This window comes from Rhizobium sp. 1399 (genome assembly GCF_031455475.1).
Classification (GTDB): domain Bacteria; phylum Pseudomonadota; class Alphaproteobacteria; order Rhizobiales; family Rhizobiaceae; genus Rhizobium.
Genome location: NZ_JAVDSU010000007.1, coordinates 178,844 through 197,007 on the forward strand (window position 1 = coordinate 178,844; position 18,164 = coordinate 197,007).

Genomic DNA, 18,164 nt, shown 5'->3' on the forward strand with positions numbered 1-18,164 from the left:
TTATTCAATGACCTTGTTGGCGCGTGAAACGACGCTTTCCGGCAGAGTCACGCCCATCTTGGCTGCGGCAGCCTTGTTGATGACGAGGTCGCTGCCAGCTGCGGTCTTCACCGCGATGTCGCCCGGGTTTTCACCCTTCAGCACCCGCACGACGATCTCTCCCGTCTGCTTGCCGACATCATAGTAGTTGAAGCCAAGCGCTGCGATCGAGCCACGCGAAACGGAATCCGTATCAGCGGTAAAGAGCGGCAGCTTGCTTTCTTCCGCAACGGCAACCGCACCTTCGAGCGCCGAGATGATCGTGTTATCGGTCGGGATGTAGATGGCGTCGGCGCGACCGACGAGCGCACGCGCTGCGCCCTGCACTTCGGCGGACTTCGTTGCAGCCGATTCAACAATGGTGATGCCGGCCTTGTCGGCTTCGGCCTTCAGCGCGGCGAGCAGCGAGACGGAGTTCGCCTCGCCGGAATTGTAGAGGTAGCCGATCGTCTTCACGTTCGGCAGGATTTCCTTGATGAGCGCGATATGCTCGCCGACCGGCGACATGTCGGAAAGACCGGTCACGTTGCCACCTGGCTTGTCCATGTTTTTGACAAGCTGCGCGCCGAGCGGATCGGACACGGCGGTAAAGACGACGGGGATATCACGCGTTGAGGAAACGACGGCCTGGGCCGACGGCGTGGAGATCGGCACGATGACATTGGGTTCGTCACCCGCGAACTGGCGAGCGATCTGGGCTGCCGTTGCCGGATTACCCTGCGCGGATTCGAAGACGAACTTGAGGTTCTCGCCTTCCTTGTAGCCGGCAGCGGCCAGCGCATCGCGCACGCCGTTGCGGGCCGCATCGAGCGCCGGATGTTCGACGATCGCAGTTACGGCAACCGTGACATCATCGGCCTTCGCCGGCAGCGTCACGGCCAAAGTTGCGGCAAAAGCCAGTAGAATTGAACGCATGGGTGTCCTCCAGGATGATTTTGAGGGCACTTTTAGGAAAAGCGCCCCCTTTAATCAATCGCGGAGAATTGTAATGAGGATCAAACTTGCTGATCAGTCGTCGGCGCCGTGGTTGGCGATCATCATCGCTTCGAAGGCAAGGCGCTCGGTTTTGCGCATGCGCTCGGATTCTGACTTGAGCTGGCCGCAGGCGGCGAGAATGTCGCGGCCACGCGGCGTGCGGATCGGCGAAGCGTAGCCGGCCGAATTGATGAAATCGGCAAACTTCTCGATCTGCGACCATTCGGAACACTGGTAGTTCGTGCCCGGCCAGGGATTGAAAGGGATGAGATTGATCTTTGCCGGCACGCCCTTCAGAAGCTGGATGAGCCCCTTGGCGTCTTCCAGGCTGTCATTGACGTCCTTCAGCATCACATATTCAAACGTGATGCGCCGTGCATTCGAAAGCCCCGGATAGCTCCGGCAGGCGTCGATCAGTTCCTTCAGCGGATACTTCTTGTTGATCGGCACGAGGATATCGCGCAGGTCGTCGCGCACCGCATGCAGCGAGATCGCCAGCATGACGCCGATTTCATCGCCGGTTCGGAAGATCTCAGGCACGACGCCGGAGGTAGAAAGCGTTACGCGGCGCTTGGACAACGATAGGCCATCACCATCCGTAGCAATCAGCAAGGCCTGCTTCACGGCGTCGAAATTATAGAGCGGCTCGCCCATGCCCATCATCACGATGTTGCTGACCTTGCGGCCCTCGGCGGGCACGACGGCGCCGACCGGCACGTCGCGGTCCGGGAAGTCGCCCAGCCGGTCTCTGGCCAACAGAAGCTGGGAGAGGATTTCCTCGGCCGTCAGGTTGCGCACCAGCCGCTGCGTGCCGGTATGACAGAAGGAACAGGTCAGTGTGCAGCCGACCTGGCTGGAAATGCAGAGCGTGCCGCGCCCTTCCTCGGGAATGTAGACAGCCTCGATCTCGACCGGACGGCCGGCGCCGCGCGGCGGAAAGCGTAGCAGCCACTTGCGCGTACCGTCGTTGGAAATCTGTTCTTCGACGATTTCAGGCCGGGCAATGGTGAAATGCTGCTTCAGCATCTCGCGCATGTCCTTGGCGACATTCGTCATGTGGTCGAAGTCGGAGACGCCGCGCACATAGATCCAGTTCCAGAGCTGCGAAACGCGCATCTTGATCTGCTTGTCCGGCACGCCCGTTTCGCGCAGCACCGCACCCATTTCCTCGCGCGTCAGACCGATCAGCGAGGGCTTTGGCGAAAGCTCCGTGTCGAGAGGCGCCCGCGCAGCGGGCTTGGCAACGGTCATCGCATCCATAACGGACATAATCTTCTAATCCCGAACTCAACATGGCAACCATCCCGGAAAGCCGGAAGACTTACGGGGCCGTTGACGCATGATTGCAGAAATGAATGGGCGGAGCGGCGATAAGATCGCCATCCTTCCGCAGTTGCGCGCCGCTTTAGCATCATTTTTGCCCCACGTCACTATAGATGGAAACGTCACTATAGATGGAAACGACGAAGGCCGGCACAAGGCCGGCCTTCGAAACATTGCCTTCATCAATCAGCTTACTTGCAGCTTTCGATCTGCTTCAGTGCAGCCGAAATGCCCGACAGCGAATAGCTGTAGGAGGTGCCGGTGCCCTTGCGCGAAACCGCGTTGACAGTCATGGAATGACCCGTCTTCATGGCTGCGACGAGCGCCGGCTCCTGAGCGGCGTTCTCGACCCAGGCGGCCTTGTCCTTGGTAAACATCACGAAAGTCTTGTTGTCGATGACCACGTTGACCTTGGAGTTTTCCTGCAGCGAATAGCCCATCATCGCCTGCGGCTCGTAGGAGATGTTCTGGCCCGGGCGCTGCGACACGATGAAGAAATTGTCGCCGTGATCGACACTCGCCGGCTGCTTGGCGGTGGGCACCGAAAGCACGTAGCAGACGGTGGAAGCGCCCGATTTATAGGAATAAGCGCCCCATGCCTGGAACTGCTGGATGCGGGTCGGAGCCGCCTGCTGCGCTGCCGCCACTCCGGTCATAACAACTGTGAGGGCGAAAGCGGATACGATACTTTTTACGAACATGGAATTCCTGCCGGTTCTTGCGGTTCAAGGCCCGAAGCGATCATTGCGGGCGGCGCATAATCACGATCTGCTTTATTTTGACTTAATTCAGGTTACCAAATGGTCAACAATGGCTGCGAATTGTATCTGCCTGTTTCATTTTCGCCCGACTGTTAACTTGCGAACCGACAGCGGCGCGTGGGATTGCGCTCTGTCTTGATGGCCCAGCCCATCGGTTCGGGTGAATTTAAGACACAAAGATTCAGGCAAGAGTTTGACCTTTCTAAAATCCGTTGTAGGTCGTTAAGATAAGGAAATTCAGACCGAAATCTTGACTGCAGGGAGTTCGTGAGAGGGATGGATGCCGAGGAAAGACAGCGTTTCGCTGCCCTCGCAAAGGCCGTTGCCGATGAGCGCGACGAGTCCGCATTCTCCATACTCTTCGACTATTTCGCACCGCGCCTGAAATCATGGCTGATGCGCCAGAAAATGACACCAGGCGAGGCCGAGGAACTGGTGCAGGAAATCATGATCGTTCTCTGGCATAAGGCCGCGCTCTATGACCCGGCCCGATCCTCGCTTTCCACCTGGCTTTTTTGCATCGCCCGCAACCGGCGCATCGATCTGCAGCGCCGCGCTCAGGTTCGTGTTCTCGATGGCGAGGATCCGACGCTGCAGCCGCCGGCGGAATTGCGCGCCGACGAAATCGTCGCCAATGACGACCGCGATGCCCAGGTGCGCGATGCCGTCAGTCAGTTGCCCGAGGAGCAGCGGGCGCTGCTGCAGGCTGCCTTCTTCCTTGGCCAGTCGCATACCGAAATCGCAGATGCGACCGGCCTGCCGCTCGGCACGGTGAAATCACGCATCAGGCTCGCCTTCGGCAAGCTCAGAAACCTGCTGGAGCGGGAAGAGGTCTAAAGCATGTCGCGCAAAAGTGTGCAGCGGTTTTGCGATAACGACATGCGTAAAAACAAAGACCTAAAGCGCGGCGAGCGGATCTGAAAGATAGGGACGCGCTTTAGATCGTCTTCATGCCCTCTTCGGAACGGTCTGCCAGAACGCGATCGGCCGCCTCGTAGTGGCTAGGCCGGATATTGCCCCTCACCATGGCAAAGGCAGCCGACAGGACGGCGACATCGTCCGAAAAGCCGATAACGGCGAAGATATCGGGGATGATATCGACCGGCATGACGAAATAGGCAAGGGCTGCCAGAAGAACGCCGCGCACTCTGGTGGGCGTCTGCGGATCGAGCGCGCAATAAAAACCGGCAACCACATCGCGGGAGAATGGAATCTGCCGCACGGCGCGGCGAAAGGTCGGCCAGAATTTCTGCCGCACCGTCTTTTCACGACGGTTCTGCGTATCCTCGTCGCCCGGTAACAGAATTTCCCCGTATTTGACGTCGTCCATCCCGATATCCCCTGTGGTCGCTCCGAAAATATGGTGACGGCGCAAGCCGTTTCAATCGGCCGATTCAATCAAGCCCGCCGCGCCGCCGCCTTCTCCATGGCCTTTGCGAGCTTGAAATCCAGCTCCGTCAACCCGCCAGCATCATGCGTGTTGAGCTTCACCTCGACGCGGGAATAGACGTTGAACCATTCCGGATGATGGTTGAGTTTTTCGGCCGCAAGCGCCGATTCCGTCATGAAACCGAAAGCTTCCACGAAATTCGCGAATTTGAATGTCTTCGAAATCGAACCTGCCACATCATCGAGCGTCCAACCCGTGAGTTCGCCAAGCAACTGGTTGATTGCCGGCCTTTCCAGCTTTTCCATTTTCATGCCATGTTCCTTTCATCCTTCCGTCGGATCCTCAGATGAAACGTATCAGCATCCTCTTTGTTTGCATGGGCAATATCTGCCGCTCTCCGCTTGCCGAGGGGATATTTTGCCATGTCGCGGGTGAGGCGGGCCTTGGCGATGCTTTCCGCATCGGTTCCGCCGGTCTCGGCGGCTGGCATCAGGGAGAACTTCCCGACCGACGCTCGATCATCACCGCAAGCGCGCATGGCATCGACATCACCGGGCAGCGCGCCCGGAAGATATTACCTGAGGATTTTGACGATTTCGATCTGATCCTCGCCATGGACCGCTCGAATGTCGCGGAACTGAGCCGGCGCTCATCGTACGCAGACAACATCCATCTCTTCGGCGATTTCGCGCTCGGCACCGGGGAAGATATTCCCGATCCCTATTATGGCGACCGGGAAGACTTCGAGTTCGTTTACGCCAGGCTCTTCAGCGGCTGCAGCACGCTGGTAGAGAGGCTCGGCACCAGCCTTGGCTCGTGGAGCGGGAAGACCTCTTCAGTCAGGTAAGGTCCGCCGCCGACCGATTCGCGCGACGACAGAAGCACGAAGCGCGGCACGGTGAAGGTCGAGGTCTGGAAGTTGCCGCGGCCGGCGAGGTAATGGACGACATCGTCGACGCGCGAATATTTGAGGCGGGCAAGCGTGACATGCGGCGTGAACTTGCGCGGGTCCGGCGGCAGGCCGATGCGCTGGCAGATCCGCTCGATCTCGCCCTGCAAGGCGTACATTTCAGGCGAAGGAGAAACTCCCGCCCAGATCGAATGCGGTTTCTTGGAGCCGAAGGAGCCAATGCCTTCAAGCCGGAGCTGGAATTCCGGCCGGTCGATGCGATCGAGACGCTCGACGATTTCGTCTGCCGTGCGTCCATCGACATCGCCGATGAAGCGAAGTGTGATGTGGTAATTCTCCACATCGATCCATCGTGCTCCGGGAAGACCACCGCGCAACAATGACAGGCTCATCGCCGCATTGCGCGGAATTTCGAGGGCGGTAAAAAGTCTCGGCATAACGAGCACTCCCCGAATCTTTTGCAGGTGCTCACACGGAATCACGCATTACAAACCTGTGCAAGCCCCTATTTCTTCACAGAAGAAATCGTCTCGATGAATTTTGTGACAGCCGGCTCCATCTTATCCACCATCACATCCACGCCCTTGGCATTGGGATGCATGCCATCGTCGAGCTTCAGACCGGCATGCAGGACCACACCGTCGAGAAAAAATGGATAAAGCTCAACCCCATGTTTTTCCGCAAGTTTCTGGTAGATCGGGTTGAAGCGTTCGGCATAGTCCGCACCCATGTTCGGCGGCGCCATCATGCCGGCAAGGAATACAGCAATGCCGCGCTCTTTTAACCGGCTTATCATCTGGTCGAGATTCTTTTCGCTCTGCTCCGGCGGGATGCCGCGAAGCGCATCATTGGCGCCGAGTTCGAGAATCACCCCGTCGGTTCCGTCAGGAATGGACCAGTCGATTCGCGCAAGCCCGCCCGTGGTGGTGTCGCCCGAGACGCCGGCATTGGTGATCGAAACGTCGATCCCTCCGGCCTTCAGTGCAGCCTGCAGCTTCTCGGGAAAGCCGTCGCCTGGCGGCAACTGGTAACCCGCCATCAGGCTGTCGCCAAACCCGACCAGATTGATCGTGCGCGCTTCGGCAACTGTCGAGAAAATCAGCGAGAAGACGATGACAGCGAAGTGAAGGGCGGCAACTTTAAATCTCATAATGCTTTCCCTAGATTGGCTAGGTGCCGTTATGCGGCCATTCGGTTACGGAACTATATAGGGCGATTTCTGTTGGCCAAAACCATCATCGATCTGAAACACGCCGATTTGACGCTCGGTAATGCCGCTGCCTCGGTCCATGTGCTGAAAGGCATTGACCTGGAGATCAGCGCGGGCGAATCCGTCGGCATCGTCGGCCCTTCGGGCTCCGGCAAGTCCACGCTGTTGATGGTGCTTGCAGGCCTGGAAAAGCTCGACAGCGGCGAGATCAACATCAATGACACGCCCCTGCATGCGCTGAGTGAGGATCAGGTCGCCGATTTCCGCGGCCGCAACATCGGCATCGTCTTCCAGTCCTTCCATCTGATCGCCAACATGACGGCGCTGGAAAATGTCGCAGTGCCGCTTGAGCTCGCCAATGTTCCCAACCCCTTCGAGATCGCCGAACGCGAGCTGAATTCCGTCGGTCTTGGTGAACGCCTGAGCCATTATCCCGGCCAGCTCTCGGGTGGCGAGCAGCAGCGTGTGGCGATCGCCCGTGCGCTCGCCCCCTCGCCTGCCCTGTTGATAGCTGACGAGCCGACCGGCAATCTCGACACCGATACCGGCCGGCAAATCGCCGACCTCCTATTTTCCAAACAGGCCGAGCGCGGCATGACCCTGCTGCTGGTGACCCACGATATCGGCCTTGCCAATCGCTGCTCGCGCCAGATCCGCGTCCGCTCCGGGCGCATCGAGGGCGATAGCGCCGTCCGTCAGTCCGAGGCGGCGATTGCATGACGATCGTCACTCCGCGCATCTCGCTCGCCTTCCGTCTGGCCCTTCGCGAGCTGCGCGGCGGCTTGAGGGGTTTCTACATCTTCCTCGCCTGTATCGCGCTCGGCACCGCCGCGATCGCTGCCGTCAACTCTGTCTCACAGTCGATCACCGATACGATCGCCTCGCAGGGGCAGGAACTCTTGGCCGGTGACGTCCGCTTCGAGCTTAACAACCGCGAGGCAACGCCAGAGGAAATGAATTTCCTGCGTGGCCTTGGCGAAGTCTCCGTTTCCACCGGCCTGCGCTCCATGGCTCGCAAGCCGGATGGATCCGATCAAGCGCTGGTCGAGGTCAAGGCCGTCGACGATGCCTATCCGCTCTACGGCACCTTTGAAGCGGAGCCGAACTACCCGCTCGCCTCCCTGCTATCAGGCGAAGGCGGCACCTATGGCGCTGTTGTAGCTCCACTGCTGCTGGAGCGACTGGGATTGCAGATCGGCGACGAACTTCTGCTCGGCAACGTCAAGCTCAGCATCACGGGCACGGTCAAGACCGAGCCGGATGCGCTCTCGGAAGGCTTCGGCTTCGCCCCCCGCATGCTCGTCAGCCGAAACGCACTTCAGGCATCCGGCCTGATCCAGACCGGCAGCCTTGTGGAACATGCCTACAAGATCAAGCTGGAAGACCGCAGCACGATGAGCGGTATCCAAGCCCGCGCCACCACCGAATTCCCTTCGGCCGGTTGGTCCGTCCGCACCAGCGATCGCGCCGCCCCATCGCTGACGGAAAACATAACCCGATTCTCGCAATTCCTCACGCTGGTCGGCCTGACCGCTCTGATCGTCGGCGGCGTCGGCGTCGCCAATGCCGTGCGCGCCTTCCTTGATGCCAAACGTACGACGATCGCGACCTTCAAATGCCTGGGCGCCCCGGCAGCCGTCGTGGTCTGGATCTATCTCTTCCAGATCGCCATCATCGCGGCAGTCGGCATCCTGATCGGTCTTGTGCTCGGCGCCTTGTCCCCGATGCTGGCTGCACAGTTCCTCGCCCAGTTCCTGCCGGTCTCTACCGATCCAACCCTCTATCCCGGCGCTCTAGTGCTTGCGGCCCTCTTCGGCATGCTGACGATGCTTGCCTTTGCCATCCTGCCGCTCGGCCATGCGCGCGAAGTGCCGGCAACCGCACTCTTCCGCGAGCAGGGTTTTGAGGCACGCCACCTGCCCTCCTGGCCCTATGTGTTACTCGCCGCGCTCTTCATGGCTGCGCTCGCAGGCCTTGCCATCTTTACCGCCTATGACCGCTTCATCGCCGTGATCTTCGTCGGCGCCATCATCTTCGCCTTCGTCATCCTGCGCCTCGTCGCAGCCTTGATCGCCTGGCTGGCGCGCAGAAGCCCGCGCGTCAACTCGCCGGCGCTGCGGCTGGCGATCGGCAATATTCATCGCCCCGGAGCACTGACACCCTCCGTCGTCCTCTCGCTCGGTCTCGGCCTTGCGTTGCTGGTCACCCTCACACTAATCGACGGCAACCTGCGCCAGCAGCTAACCGGCCGCATGAACGAGGGTGCGCCGAACTTCTTCTTCGTCGATATCCAGAGCGCCGAGGTCGATGCCTTCCGCAACCTGATCCACACCCAGTCACCGAATGGCAAGCTGGTGGAAGTGCCGATGCTCCGCGGCCGCATCATCGCCTTCAATGGCCAGGATGTGACCAAGATGAATGTGCCGGCAGCGGGCCGCTGGGTGCTGAATGGCGACCGCGGCATTACCTACGAGGAAAGCCCACCGGAGAATTCCGTCCTTACCGAAGGCCAGTGGTGGGGCAAGGACTATAGCGGCGAGCCGCTCGTCTCCTTCTCGAGCGAGGAGGCGCATGAACTGGGCCTCAAGATCGGCGATACCGTCACCGTCAACGTTCTCGGCCGCAACATCACTGCCAAAATTGCCAATCTGCGGCGGGTCGAATGGGAATCGCTGTCGATCAATTTCGTCATGGTGTTCTCGCCGAACACCTTTCGTGGCGCTCCGCATGCATGGCTGGCGACACTGACGGATCCCGCATCGACCGAGACTGAAGACGCCGCGATCCTGAAATCGGTGACCAACGCCTATCCGACGATCACGAGCGTGCGCGTCAAGGACGCGATCGATATCGTCAATCAGCTGGTCGGCGAGCTTGCGACTGCGATCCGCGCCGCAGCTTCCGTTGCACTGATCGCCTCCGTTCTCGTGCTGGCAGGCGCACTTGCCGCCGGAAATCGGGCGCGCACGCATGATGCGGTGGTGCTGAAGACACTTGGTGCGACGAGAACCATGCTGATCCGCGCCTTCAGCTATGAATATCTCATCCTCGGTGTTGCCACCGCCATTTTCGCGCTTTTTGCCGGCAGTGTGGCTGCCTGGTTCATCGTCAGCCGCATCATGCGCCTGCCCTCCAGCTTCATGCCGGATGTCGCAGGTCTCACCCTTGTCACAGCCCTAGTATTGACCGTCGGTATCGGCTTGATCGGCACCTGGCGCATCCTCGGACAGAAGGCAGCACCAGTTTTGCGCGAGCTGTAATGGGTGAAGGCCCCAAATCCCTTCACCTTACGGCGATTTAACCGAACGGCAGATTGCAAAGGCCTTGTTTGAATTGGACGAAAGCCTCATATTGTCAGCAGGCATGCTGGAAGCTCCGCAGCGGCGCCCGGGTCGTAAACCCGACACCGTATTTCCATCGGAGCTTGTAAGAGGAAACTATGGCTGATCTCCGTAACTATCAAAGCCGCGCACAAGCCGGCGAAGTGATTGATCAAGGCCTCCGCGCTTATATGCTCAAGGTCTACAACCTGATGGCGCTGGGTCTGGCGATCACTGGTGTGGCCGCCTATCTGTCATTCCAGTTCGCTTTCGCCAATGGCGAGCTAACTGCATTCGGTCAGGCGATTTATGCAAGCCCGCTTCGGTGGGTTGTGATCCTTGCACCGCTTGCTGCCGTGTTCTTCCTGAGCTTCCGTATTAACCAGATGAGCGTGGCTGCAGCGCAGACCACTTTCTGGGTCTATTCCGCACTGGTTGGATTGTCGCTCTCGTCAATCTTCATAATCTATACGGGCCAGAGCATCGTACAGACCTTCTTCGTGACGGCCGCCTCCTTCGGTGCGCTGTCGCTTTACGGCTACACGACCAAGCGCAACCTGTCGGCAATGGGTTCGTTCCTGATCATGGGCCTCTTCGGCCTGATCATCGCTTCGATCGTCAACATCTTCCTGGCTTCGTCCGCCGTGCAGTTCGCGATCTCCGCGATCGGCGTGCTGATCTTTGCAGGCCTCACCGCCTACGACACGCAGCGCATCAAGGAAATGTATTTCGAAGCAGATGGTTATGACGTCGCCGGCCGCAAGGCCATCATGGGCGCGCTGACGCTCTACCTCGACTTCATCAACCTCTTCATGTTCCTGCTACAGTTCATGGGCAACCGTAAGTAAGCAGGCCGGACTGAAAAACGAAAAGGCGGCTTCGGCCGCCTTTTTTGTTGCGGGCAGTTCGCTGGAGTGCTTCAACGTGAGCCTTCGTTCAACAGTGCCGATCGATCCGAAATGCTCCCTCTCCTACGCGACACCCTTCCTTCCGATCTTCCTGCCATTACTGAAATCTACCGCGAGTCCGTGCTGAACGGCATCTCGAGTTATGAAATCGTGCCGCCAACCGAAGCGGAAATGACGGCTCGCTACTCCGCCATTCGCGAGCAGGGCTATCCCTACATCGCCGCGACAGCCGAGGACGGAAGCCTGCTCGGCTATGCCTATGCCTCGGCATTCCGCACCCGTCCTGCCTATCGCTGGCTGGTCGAGGATTCGATTTATCTGGGCACGGCGGCGCGCGGCAAGGGTATTGGCAAACTACTCCTTGGAGAGTTGATTTCGCGCTGCACCGTCTCTGGCTTCCGCCAGATGACCGCCGTCATCGGCGGTGCAAGCCCGGCTTCTATCTCGCTTCACCGTTCACTGGGTTTTGAAGAGATCGGTCTGATGAAGGGTGCCGGTTACAAGCACGGCCGCTGGCTGGATACGATGCTGATGCAGCGCAGACTGGGCGAAGGAACGGAAACCCATCCCGATCCTGAGGCCTATCCGGGCACGCTGTTCAAGGGGTGATATCGCTTACTTGTCGACGAGCTTCAGCGATTTGTCGAAAACCTTCAGGACTGGCCCAAGCTCGTGGCCGCGCTTCAGGATCATGCCGTTGGTGTTCACGACCGAAAAGGCGCCCTGCTTGGCAGCAAGCTTCGGATTCTTCTCGATGCGGAAGAGCGGCATTTCGCCCGAACGCTTGAAGACGGAGAACACCGCCTTCTCCCCCGTGTGGTCGATGGCATAGTCTTTCCACTCGCCTTCGCCCACCATTCGACCGTAGATCCACAGAATCTGGTCGAGCTCCCGCCGGTGAAATGTCACTGGCATCGGATCTTTATTTTGTCTGTATTCCTTGAGATCAACGACGGTTGAAGAGCTATTGTCGACGGAGCGGCTTTCGCCGTGTCGCAAATCCGGCGTATCTGTCATCAGACTCCCAAGACCTCCACGTGTGACAGGAGAGTGACAGTTTGCCCGAGCCGCGGCAAATTGCAAGGGACCGACTGTCACACTGGGGACGAAACCTGCTTTCTCCGGTGTGCCGCATTTCAGTCAAAACAGCGCCTCATTTCCAAGAGAACTATAGGCTCCAGTTTGGCGCCAGCGCGCCAAAGGGCCCGGCGGAGCGTATCGACCTTAACCCCAGCCCCGAATACGCTTGGCCGGGCCGCCTGACATTCATCCGCAAGCGGATGAAATCCTTAGATGTTTTTCCCTGCCATGACGACTGTTGCGCCGAGGATCGCTCCCGGATCGCCGTTGTCCGTCACGGACTGCAAGAGAATCGCTGATCCTTCGAGATCGGGTTTTTCCATCACGCTGGCCGGCAGAGTCAGCGTCGTCGCCTTGCCATCCCACATGCCGACGGTCTCCACATCGGTCACGCTGTGAAGGTAGGAGATCTTCTGGCCGCTGTTTTCGCCCTTCTCGACGTCGATCGTTTTTTCCTTGTCGAAATAGACGATCACCACATTGGCCTTGCCCTGGCCGGCGCCGAGCTTGATCTCTAATTGGTCGCCGCTCATGCGAGCACTGACGGGCACGGTCAGGCCTTTGCCCTCGTTGGCATAGCCATTTATCTTGCCGTTGATGCCGGCAAGATCGGCGCCTGCGAGATGGTCACGGCCATTGACGATCGCCTGCGGCGTATAGACGTTGCTGCGGCCCATCATCCGGGCATAGCCGTATTGCCGCTCGGTATTTTCCTTCGAGCTCAGCGTGTCGGCCCAGCCGAGATAATTCCAGTAATCGACGTGATAGGCGAGGGCGATGACATTGCCCTGGCTGACGAGCTTGCGGAATGCGGCATCGGCCGGCGGACAGGAGGCGCAGCCCTGCGCCGTGAACAGCTCAACGACGCCTTTCGGCGCGCCATCTTCGGCTAGGAGCGGACTTGCAAAAGCAAGCCCGGCGATCAGCGGGATCATAAAACGCGGGGACATTCACCAGCACCTCTTTTCCAGCGTCAGCAGCGGTCCTGAACTGCCGGCTCTGAGATATGAACGTACGAATAATCCTTCCGGGTCCAAACGGAAAGTCACGAACGGGTGAGACGGAGCCCCAGGCGGATGGCCGCCGAAACACATCACCGTGAGCATTGAAACAGCCTCGTTTTCCGCAAAGAAAAACCGCCGGAAATTGCTCTCCGGCGGTCATTATCAGGCAAGTATCTTAACAATCAGGCTGCGAGATCGCGCAGAACCGTCTGCAGGATGCCGCCATTGTTGAGGTAGACGACCTCGTCCAGCGTATCGACGCGCGACACCAGCGGAACGTCCTTCACGGTGCCATCGGCGTAGGTGATCTTGGCGATCTTCTTTTCGCGCGGCTTGATGTTTTCGAGGCCCTCGATGGTAACGAGTTCATCGCCCTTCAGGTTGAGGCTCTGCCACGTCGTGCCCTCTTCGAAGACGAAGGGGATGACACCCATGCCGACCAGGTTCGAACGGTGGATACGCTCGAAGCTCTGGGCGATCACGGCCTTGACGCCGAGCAGGTTCGTGCCCTTCGCAGCCCAGTCACGCGAGGAGCCGTTGCCATATTCCACACCGGCGAAGATGACGAGCGGAACGCCTTCGGCCTTGTACTGCATGGCCGCATCGTAGATCGAGGTCTCTTCCTTGGACGGATAGTGGATGGTGTAGCCACCTTCCTTGCCGTTCGCACCGAGCATGAAGTTGCGGATGCGGATATTGGCGAAGGTGCCGCGCATCATCACTTCGTGGTTGCCGCGGCGCGTGCCGTACTGGTTGAAGTCGGCAACTGCGACGTCGTGGCCAAGCAGGTAGGCGCCGGCCGGCGAAGCAGCCTTGATCGAACCGGCCGGAGAAATGTGGTCGGTGGTGATCTTGTCGCCGAAGAGGCCGAGGACGCGTGCGCCCTTGATATCGGAGGTGCCTGTGCCCTTCTTGCCCATGCCGACAAAGTACGGAGGGTTCTGGACATAGGTCGAATCGTCGTCCCAGGCGTAGGTCTGGCCCGGGGGAACCTGAACGGCCTGCCAGTTCTCGTCACCCTTGAACACGTCGGCGTACTTCGTTTCGTAAAGTTCGCGGGTGACGTACTTCAGGATGAATTCCTGAACTTCCTTTGAAGTCGGCCAGATATCCTTGAGATAAATCGGGTTGCCGTTCTGATCTTCGCCGATCGGCTCCTTGGTGAGGTCCTTCTGGACCGTACCGGCAAGAGCGTAGGCGACGACGAGCGGCGGCGAAGCGAGGTAGTTCGCCTGAACGTCCGGCGAGATACGGCCTTCGAAGTTACGGTTGCCGGAGAGCACGCCGGAAACGATCAGGCCCTTGTCGTTGATCGTCTTGGAGATCGGTGCCGGCAGCGGGCCGGAATTGCCGATGCAGGTCGTGCAGCCGAAGCCGACGAGGTTGAAGCCGAGCTTGTCGAGATCAGCCTGCAGGCCGGACTTGGCGAGATATTCGCCGACAACCTGAGATCCCGGAGCAAGCGAGGTCTTGACCCACGGCTTGGTCTTCAGGCCCTTGGCAACGGCATTGCGGGCGAGAAGGCCGGCAGCGATCAGCACCGACGGGTTGGACGTGTTGGTGCAGGAAGTGATGGCGGCAATCGCGACGTCACCATGGCCGAGATCGAAATCCGTGCCTTCGACCGCATAGCGGTTGTTCAGCTGACCGGGCTTCTTGTAGTCGGCATCCATCGAACCGGCAAAGCCGGTAGCGATGTTTTCGAGCGCGATACGGCCTTCCGGACGCTTCGGACCGGCCATCGAGGGTACAACGTCGCCGAGGTCGAGTTCCAGCGTGTCGGTGAAGACAAGGTCGGAACCATCGCCGTCGCGCCACATGCCCTGGGCCTTCGAATAGGCTTCGACGAGCGCGATCCGGTCATGCGTGCGGCCGGACATCGTGAGGTAGTTGATGGTTTCGCCATCGACCGGGAAGAAGCCGCAGGTCGCGCCATATTCCGGACCCATGTTGCCGATCGTCGCGCGATCGGCGAGCGGCATGTTGTCCATGCCCGGGCCGAAGAATTCGACGAACTTGGAAACGACGCCCTTCTTGCGCAGCATCTGCACGACGGTCAGAACGAGGTCGGTCGCGGTTACGCCTTCCTTCAACTTGCCGGTCAGCTTGAAGCCGATAACTTCGGGCAGAAGCATCGAGACCGGCTGGCCGAGCATGGCGGCTTCAGCTTCGATACCACCGACACCCCAGCCGAGAACGCCGAGGCCGTTGATCATCGTCGTATGCGAATCGGTGCCGACGCAGGTGTCCGGATAGGCGATCGTTTCGCCGTCCTCTTCTTTCGTCCAGACGGTCTGGCCGAGATATTCGAGATTGACCTGATGACAGATGCCGGTGCCCGGAGGAACGACGCGGAAATTCTTGAATGCCTGCTGGCCCCACTTCAGGAAGCGGTAACGCTCGCCGTTGCGCTGATATTCCAGCTCGACATTCCTGGCGAAAGCCTGCGGCGTGCCGAATTCGTCGACGATAACGGAGTGGTCGATGACGAGGTCGACGGGAACGAGCGGATTGATCTTTTCCGGGTCGCCGCCGAGCGAGACCATTGCGTCGCGCATTGCGGCAAGGTCGACGACGGCGGGAACGCCGGTGAAGTCCTGCATCAGCACGCGGGCCGGACGATAGGCGATTTCATTCTCGACAGCGCCCTTGTTGTTCAACCATTCGGCGACGGCAAGGATGTGCTCCTTGGTGACCGACTGACCGTCTTCAAAGCGCAGCAGGTTTTCCAGCAGCACCTTCATCGAATAGGGGAGCTTCGATACGCCGGCGAGACCGTTTGCCTCAGCCTTCGGCAGGCTGTAGTAGACGTAGTCCTTTCCGTTCACGGAAAGCGTGGACCGACAATTGAAACTGTCAAGAGATTTAGACACGAGAAACCCCGTTTCTGATAGCCAACACAGTCGTGCGAACGCCTATGCACTTAATGCACATCAGGATGCGGGTACGGCCATTTCCGCTGTCCGCACGTGAGGAAAGACCCCAAGTTCGGCGCAAGGATGAAGTTCACGCCGACCGCTGGCGTGGTTGCAGGTCTTATAGATAATTTCGTAAAGACTTGCCATAGCGACAAAGGTCAAAATCGGACATTTTTTGAGCTTGCCGATGGTGCCAATGAAGAAAGAGCCGATGCATGCATCTCACCGCTGAAAATCTGGCAGCCCGGCGCGGTGAGGATCTGATTTTCGTTAACGTTTCCTTTCACTTGCAGGCCGGCGAAGCGCTGATTCTGACGGGTAAAAACGGATCGGGAAAGTCCACTTTATTGCGCGTCATCGCCGGTCTTTTGAGACCGGAAAAAGGCTCCGTCACCGTCGCTGATTCGGTCGGTGCCGAGAGGCGTCCGGCAGCGGAAGCGAGCCACTACCTTGGCCATCGTAACGCCATGAAGACAGAACTTACGGTTGCAGAGAACCTGGATTTCTGGAGATCCTTCCTTGGACCCGGCAAAGCCGCCGGCATGAGCACCCAGGAAGCCGCCGACGCCGTCGGCCTGCCCGGCATCACCCACCTGCCCTTCGGCTACCTCTCGGCCGGCCAGCAACGCCGCTTCGCCTTCGCCAAGCTTCTGGTCGCGCATCGCCCGGTCTGGATCCTGGACGAGCCGACTGCAGCGCTGGATGCAAGTGCAGACAGGTTGTTCACGGAATTGATTGAAGCGCATCTCAGGGAAGGCGGGATTGTCGTCGCCGCGACGCATCAGCCTCTTGGGCTGGAAGGGACCAGGGAATTGAAAATGACCGGTTTTGCCGGGGTGGACCAGGGAGTGTGGGGATGACCGCCCTCTTCCTGCGTGACCTGAGACTCTCCATCCGCGCCGGCGGCGGTGCCCTGATCGGCATTCTGTTCTTCCTGACGATCGTCGCCGTCATCCCCTTCGGCATCGGGCCTGATCTTGCGCTTCTCTCCGGCATCGGCCCGGCCATTGTCTGGATCGGTGCGCTGCTCGCTGCCCTGCTCGGGCTCGACCGCTTGTTCCAGGCGGAGCGTGACGACGGTTCGCTCGATTTGATGCTGATGCAGGAAACGCCGCTGGTGCTGACCGTGCTCATCAAATGCGCCGCACACTGGACGGCGACAAGCCTGCCGCTCGTCATCGCCTCCCCATTGCTCGGCCTCTTCATGAACATGAACGAAACGGCGATCGGCGCGACCATGCTCACCCTCCTTGTCGGCTCGCCGGCAATCACCTTCATTGGCGCTGTCGGCGCAGCCGTTGCCGTCGCGCTGCCTCGCGGCGGCCTGCTGGTCTCGGTACTGATCCTGCCGCTGACGATCCCCGTGCTGATCTTTGGCGTCAGCGCTACATATGCAGCGGTTGTGGGACCGTCGCCCTTCCTGCCGCCGTTTCTGATCCTCATCGCCCTGACGCTCTTCTTCGCCGTCATCGGTCCGGCAGCGGCAGCCCTTGCGCTCAGAAACACGGCGGATTGATCGGCGCTTCGATTGCGGCTCCCGGCGGATCAAGGTAAGGAAGCGGATATGAGCGAAACGAGCCTTGCCATCAGCAAATTCAGCGATCTCGCCAACCCAACGCGGTTTCTGGCGCTGGCATCGCGCGTCATTCCATGGCTGGCGGGCATCACGGCCCTCTGTTTTATCATCGGGCTCTATCTGAGCTTCTCGACCGAGGGCGACTATCAGCAGGGCGAGACGGTGCGCATCATGTATGTGCATGTGCCTTCCGCCTGGCTCTCCATGATGTGCTATACGATCATGAGCATTTCGGCGATCGGCACGCTCGTCTGGCGCCATCCGCTGGCGGATGTTTCGGCCAAGGCCGCAGCTCCGCTCGGCGCTGCCTTCACGATGCTTGCACTCGTCACCGGCTCACTCTGGGGCAAGCCCATGTGGGGCACATGGTGGGTCTGGGATGCTCGGCTGACCTCCGTCTTCATCCTCTTCCTGATGTATCTCGGCCTCATAGCGCTGAACCGCGCCATGGATGAGCCCTCGAAGGCTGCGCGCGTCACCGCCGTCCTCATTCTCGTCGGCTTCGTCAATATTCCGATCATCAAGTTTTCGGTCGACTGGTGGAACACGCTGCATCAGTCTGCAAGCGTCCTGCGCCTCGATGGACCGGCGATCGATCCGGAATTCCTGCGCCCGCTGCTGATCATGGCGATCGCCTTCACCCTGCTTTTCTTCACGCTGCATCTGATGGCGATGAGAAACGAGATCTGGCGCCGCCGCATCGCCTCCCAGCGCCGCATGGCCGCCCGCATGGCAAGCCGGGAGGACTGA

At 59.5% G+C, this 18,164-nt stretch carries 20 protein-coding genes; 10 read left to right on the top strand and 10 right to left on the bottom strand.

What is annotated here, in order from left to right; all coding sequences use genetic code 11:
* From J2X71_RS22400 to J2X71_RS22410, 3 genes are all read right to left on the bottom strand, one after another.
* Positions 1–954, bottom strand: coding sequence for an ABC transporter substrate-binding protein (locus J2X71_RS22400; protein WP_310385043.1), 954 nt, complete (start codon positions 952–954; stop codon positions 1–3).
* 93 nt (positions 955–1,047) lie between these two features.
* Positions 1,048–2,283: a 23S rRNA (adenine(2503)-C(2))-methyltransferase RlmN gene (rlmN, locus tag J2X71_RS22405; protein ID WP_310385045.1), complete on the bottom strand. Its 1,236-nt coding sequence runs from the start codon at positions 2,281–2,283 to the stop codon at positions 1,048–1,050.
* Positions 2,284–2,528: 245 nt separating this feature from the next.
* The gene (locus J2X71_RS22410) at positions 2,529–3,038 is read right to left on the bottom strand and encodes an invasion associated locus B family protein (protein WP_113319756.1); all 510 of its coding nucleotides are present in this window, start codon (positions 3,036–3,038) and stop codon (positions 2,529–2,531) included.
* A 336-nt stretch (positions 3,039–3,374) separates the two neighbouring features.
* On the opposite strand from J2X71_RS22410, the gene J2X71_RS22415 reads away from it, so the two are divergent.
* Positions 3,375–3,935, top strand: coding sequence for a sigma-70 family RNA polymerase sigma factor (locus J2X71_RS22415; protein WP_310385048.1), 561 nt, complete (start codon positions 3,375–3,377; stop codon positions 3,933–3,935).
* Between the two features lie 100 nt (positions 3,936–4,035).
* On the opposite strand, the gene J2X71_RS22420 is transcribed toward J2X71_RS22415, so the two are convergent.
* Positions 4,036–4,428 carry a YkvA family protein gene (locus J2X71_RS22420; RefSeq protein ID WP_113319758.1) on the bottom strand — a complete coding sequence of 131 codons (393 nt, stop codon included), beginning with the start codon at positions 4,426–4,428 and terminating at the stop codon, positions 4,036–4,038.
* Between the two features lie 68 nt (positions 4,429–4,496).
* A complete protein-coding gene (locus tag J2X71_RS22425) occupies positions 4,497–4,799 on the bottom strand; it encodes a 4a-hydroxytetrahydrobiopterin dehydratase (RefSeq protein ID WP_113319759.1) in 303 nt (100 codons plus the stop codon).
* Positions 4,800–4,834: 35 nt separating this feature from the next.
* Here J2X71_RS22425 and J2X71_RS22430 point away from each other — a divergent pair, with 35 nt between their 5' ends.
* Entirely contained in the window at positions 4,835–5,335 is a 501-nt protein-coding gene (locus J2X71_RS22430; RefSeq protein ID WP_310385052.1) for a low molecular weight protein-tyrosine-phosphatase, read from the top strand.
* On the opposite strand, the gene thpR is transcribed toward J2X71_RS22430, so the two are convergent.
* Both thpR and J2X71_RS22440 read right to left on the bottom strand, forming a co-directional pair.
* Positions 5,242–5,835 carry an RNA 2',3'-cyclic phosphodiesterase gene (thpR, locus tag J2X71_RS22435; protein WP_007814535.1) on the bottom strand — a complete coding sequence of 198 codons (594 nt, stop codon included), beginning with the start codon at positions 5,833–5,835 and terminating at the stop codon, positions 5,242–5,244. The genes J2X71_RS22430 and thpR overlap by 94 nt on opposite strands.
* 68 nt (positions 5,836–5,903) lie before the next feature.
* Positions 5,904–6,548 carry an arylesterase gene (locus J2X71_RS22440; protein ID WP_310385055.1) on the bottom strand — a complete coding sequence of 215 codons (645 nt, stop codon included), beginning with the start codon at positions 6,546–6,548 and terminating at the stop codon, positions 5,904–5,906.
* Between the two features lie 72 nt (positions 6,549–6,620).
* Between J2X71_RS22440 and J2X71_RS22445 the strand changes: the two genes are divergently transcribed.
* The 4 genes from J2X71_RS22445 to J2X71_RS22460 all read left to right on the top strand — a co-directional run bounded on the left by J2X71_RS22445 (position 6,621) and on the right by J2X71_RS22460 (position 11,445).
* Positions 6,621–7,328, top strand: a complete 708-nt coding sequence (locus tag J2X71_RS22445; protein ID WP_037101799.1) for an ABC transporter ATP-binding protein — start codon at positions 6,621–6,623, stop codon at positions 7,326–7,328.
* A complete protein-coding gene (locus J2X71_RS22450) occupies positions 7,325–9,868 on the top strand; it encodes an ABC transporter permease (RefSeq protein WP_310385058.1) in 2,544 nt (847 codons plus the stop codon). The genes J2X71_RS22445 and J2X71_RS22450 overlap by 4 nt, the downstream gene beginning before the upstream one ends.
* A gap of 179 nt (positions 9,869–10,047) precedes the next feature.
* Positions 10,048–10,776, top strand: coding sequence for a Bax inhibitor-1/YccA family protein (locus J2X71_RS22455; RefSeq protein ID WP_007814543.1), 729 nt, complete (start codon positions 10,048–10,050; stop codon positions 10,774–10,776).
* Positions 10,777–10,887: 111 nt separating this feature from the next.
* The gene (locus J2X71_RS22460; protein ID WP_310385061.1) at positions 10,888–11,445 is read left to right on the top strand and encodes an N-acetyltransferase family protein; all 558 of its coding nucleotides are present in this window, start codon (positions 10,888–10,890) and stop codon (positions 11,443–11,445) included.
* Between the two features lie 6 nt (positions 11,446–11,451).
* Here the strand turns inward: J2X71_RS22460 and J2X71_RS22465 are convergent, their stop codons facing one another.
* The 3 genes from J2X71_RS22465 to acnA form a co-directional block, all read right to left on the bottom strand.
* Entirely contained in the window at positions 11,452–11,853 is a 402-nt protein-coding gene (locus J2X71_RS22465; protein ID WP_113319764.1) for a DUF2794 domain-containing protein, read from the bottom strand.
* Positions 11,854–12,125: 272 nt separating this feature from the next.
* Positions 12,126–12,866: a thioredoxin family protein gene (locus J2X71_RS22470; protein ID WP_113319765.1), complete on the bottom strand. Its 741-nt coding sequence runs from the start codon at positions 12,864–12,866 to the stop codon at positions 12,126–12,128.
* Positions 12,867–13,102: 236 nt separating this feature from the next.
* On the bottom strand, positions 13,103–15,793 hold the full coding sequence (acnA, locus tag J2X71_RS22475) for an aconitate hydratase AcnA (protein ID WP_310385062.1): 2,691 nt from the start codon (positions 15,791–15,793) through the stop codon (positions 13,103–13,105).
* Between the two features lie 126 nt (positions 15,794–15,919).
* Between acnA and J2X71_RS22480 the strand changes: the two genes are divergently transcribed.
* From J2X71_RS22480 to J2X71_RS22495, 4 genes are read left to right on the top strand one after another with little or no spacing between them, the layout of a single operon-like run.
* The gene (locus J2X71_RS22480; RefSeq protein WP_310385480.1) at positions 15,920–16,102 is read left to right on the top strand and encodes a hypothetical protein; all 183 of its coding nucleotides are present in this window, start codon (positions 15,920–15,922) and stop codon (positions 16,100–16,102) included.
* Positions 16,054–16,698 carry a heme ABC exporter ATP-binding protein CcmA gene (gene ccmA, locus J2X71_RS22485; protein WP_310385063.1) on the top strand — a complete coding sequence of 215 codons (645 nt, stop codon included), beginning with the start codon at positions 16,054–16,056 and terminating at the stop codon, positions 16,696–16,698. Before J2X71_RS22480 ends, ccmA begins: the two co-directional genes overlap by 49 nt.
* Positions 16,695–17,354 carry a heme exporter protein CcmB gene (ccmB, locus tag J2X71_RS22490; RefSeq protein WP_310385065.1) on the top strand — a complete coding sequence of 220 codons (660 nt, stop codon included), beginning with the start codon at positions 16,695–16,697 and terminating at the stop codon, positions 17,352–17,354. The genes ccmA and ccmB overlap by 4 nt, the downstream gene beginning before the upstream one ends.
* Positions 17,355–17,402: 48 nt before the next feature.
* A complete protein-coding gene (locus J2X71_RS22495) occupies positions 17,403–18,164 on the top strand; it encodes a heme ABC transporter permease (protein WP_310385067.1) in 762 nt (253 codons plus the stop codon).

Bases quoted from the DNA above. Each gene is read 5' to 3' on its own strand.
- J2X71_RS22460 (WP_310385061.1), top strand. From the start codon at position 10,888: ATGCTCCCTCTCCTACGCGACACCCTTCCTTCCGATCTTCCTGCCATT.
- J2X71_RS22465 (WP_113319764.1), bottom strand. From the start codon at position 11,853: ATGACAGATACGCCGGATTTGCGACACGGCGAAAGCCGCTCCGTCGAC.
- J2X71_RS22425 (WP_113319759.1), bottom strand. From the start codon at position 4,799: ATGAAAATGGAAAAGCTGGAAAGGCCGGCAATCAACCAGTTGCTTGGC.
- J2X71_RS22430 (WP_310385052.1), top strand. From the start codon at position 4,835: ATGAAACGTATCAGCATCCTCTTTGTTTGCATGGGCAATATCTGCCGC.
- J2X71_RS22400 (WP_310385043.1), bottom strand. From the start codon at position 954: ATGCGTTCAATTCTACTGGCTTTTGCCGCAACTTTGGCCGTGACGCTG.
- J2X71_RS22470 (WP_113319765.1), bottom strand. From the start codon at position 12,866: ATGTCCCCGCGTTTTATGATCCCGCTGATCGCCGGGCTTGCTTTTGCA.
- thpR (WP_007814535.1), bottom strand. From the start codon at position 5,835: ATGCCGAGACTTTTTACCGCCCTCGAAATTCCGCGCAATGCGGCGATG.
- J2X71_RS22450 (WP_310385058.1), top strand. From the start codon at position 7,325: ATGACGATCGTCACTCCGCGCATCTCGCTCGCCTTCCGTCTGGCCCTT.
- rlmN (WP_310385045.1), bottom strand. From the start codon at position 2,283: ATGTCCGTTATGGATGCGATGACCGTTGCCAAGCCCGCTGCGCGGGCG.
- J2X71_RS22480 (WP_310385480.1), top strand. From the start codon at position 15,920: ATGAAGTTCACGCCGACCGCTGGCGTGGTTGCAGGTCTTATAGATAAT.
- ccmA (WP_310385063.1), top strand. From the start codon at position 16,054: ATGCATCTCACCGCTGAAAATCTGGCAGCCCGGCGCGGTGAGGATCTG.
- J2X71_RS22420 (WP_113319758.1), bottom strand. From the start codon at position 4,428: ATGGACGACGTCAAATACGGGGAAATTCTGTTACCGGGCGACGAGGAT.
- J2X71_RS22495 (WP_310385067.1), top strand. From the start codon at position 17,403: ATGAGCGAAACGAGCCTTGCCATCAGCAAATTCAGCGATCTCGCCAAC.
- ccmB (WP_310385065.1), top strand. From the start codon at position 16,695: ATGACCGCCCTCTTCCTGCGTGACCTGAGACTCTCCATCCGCGCCGGC.
- J2X71_RS22455 (WP_007814543.1), top strand. From the start codon at position 10,048: ATGGCTGATCTCCGTAACTATCAAAGCCGCGCACAAGCCGGCGAAGTG.
- J2X71_RS22440 (WP_310385055.1), bottom strand. From the start codon at position 6,548: ATGAGATTTAAAGTTGCCGCCCTTCACTTCGCTGTCATCGTCTTCTCG.
- J2X71_RS22415 (WP_310385048.1), top strand. From the start codon at position 3,375: ATGGATGCCGAGGAAAGACAGCGTTTCGCTGCCCTCGCAAAGGCCGTT.
- J2X71_RS22410 (WP_113319756.1), bottom strand. From the start codon at position 3,038: ATGTTCGTAAAAAGTATCGTATCCGCTTTCGCCCTCACAGTTGTTATG.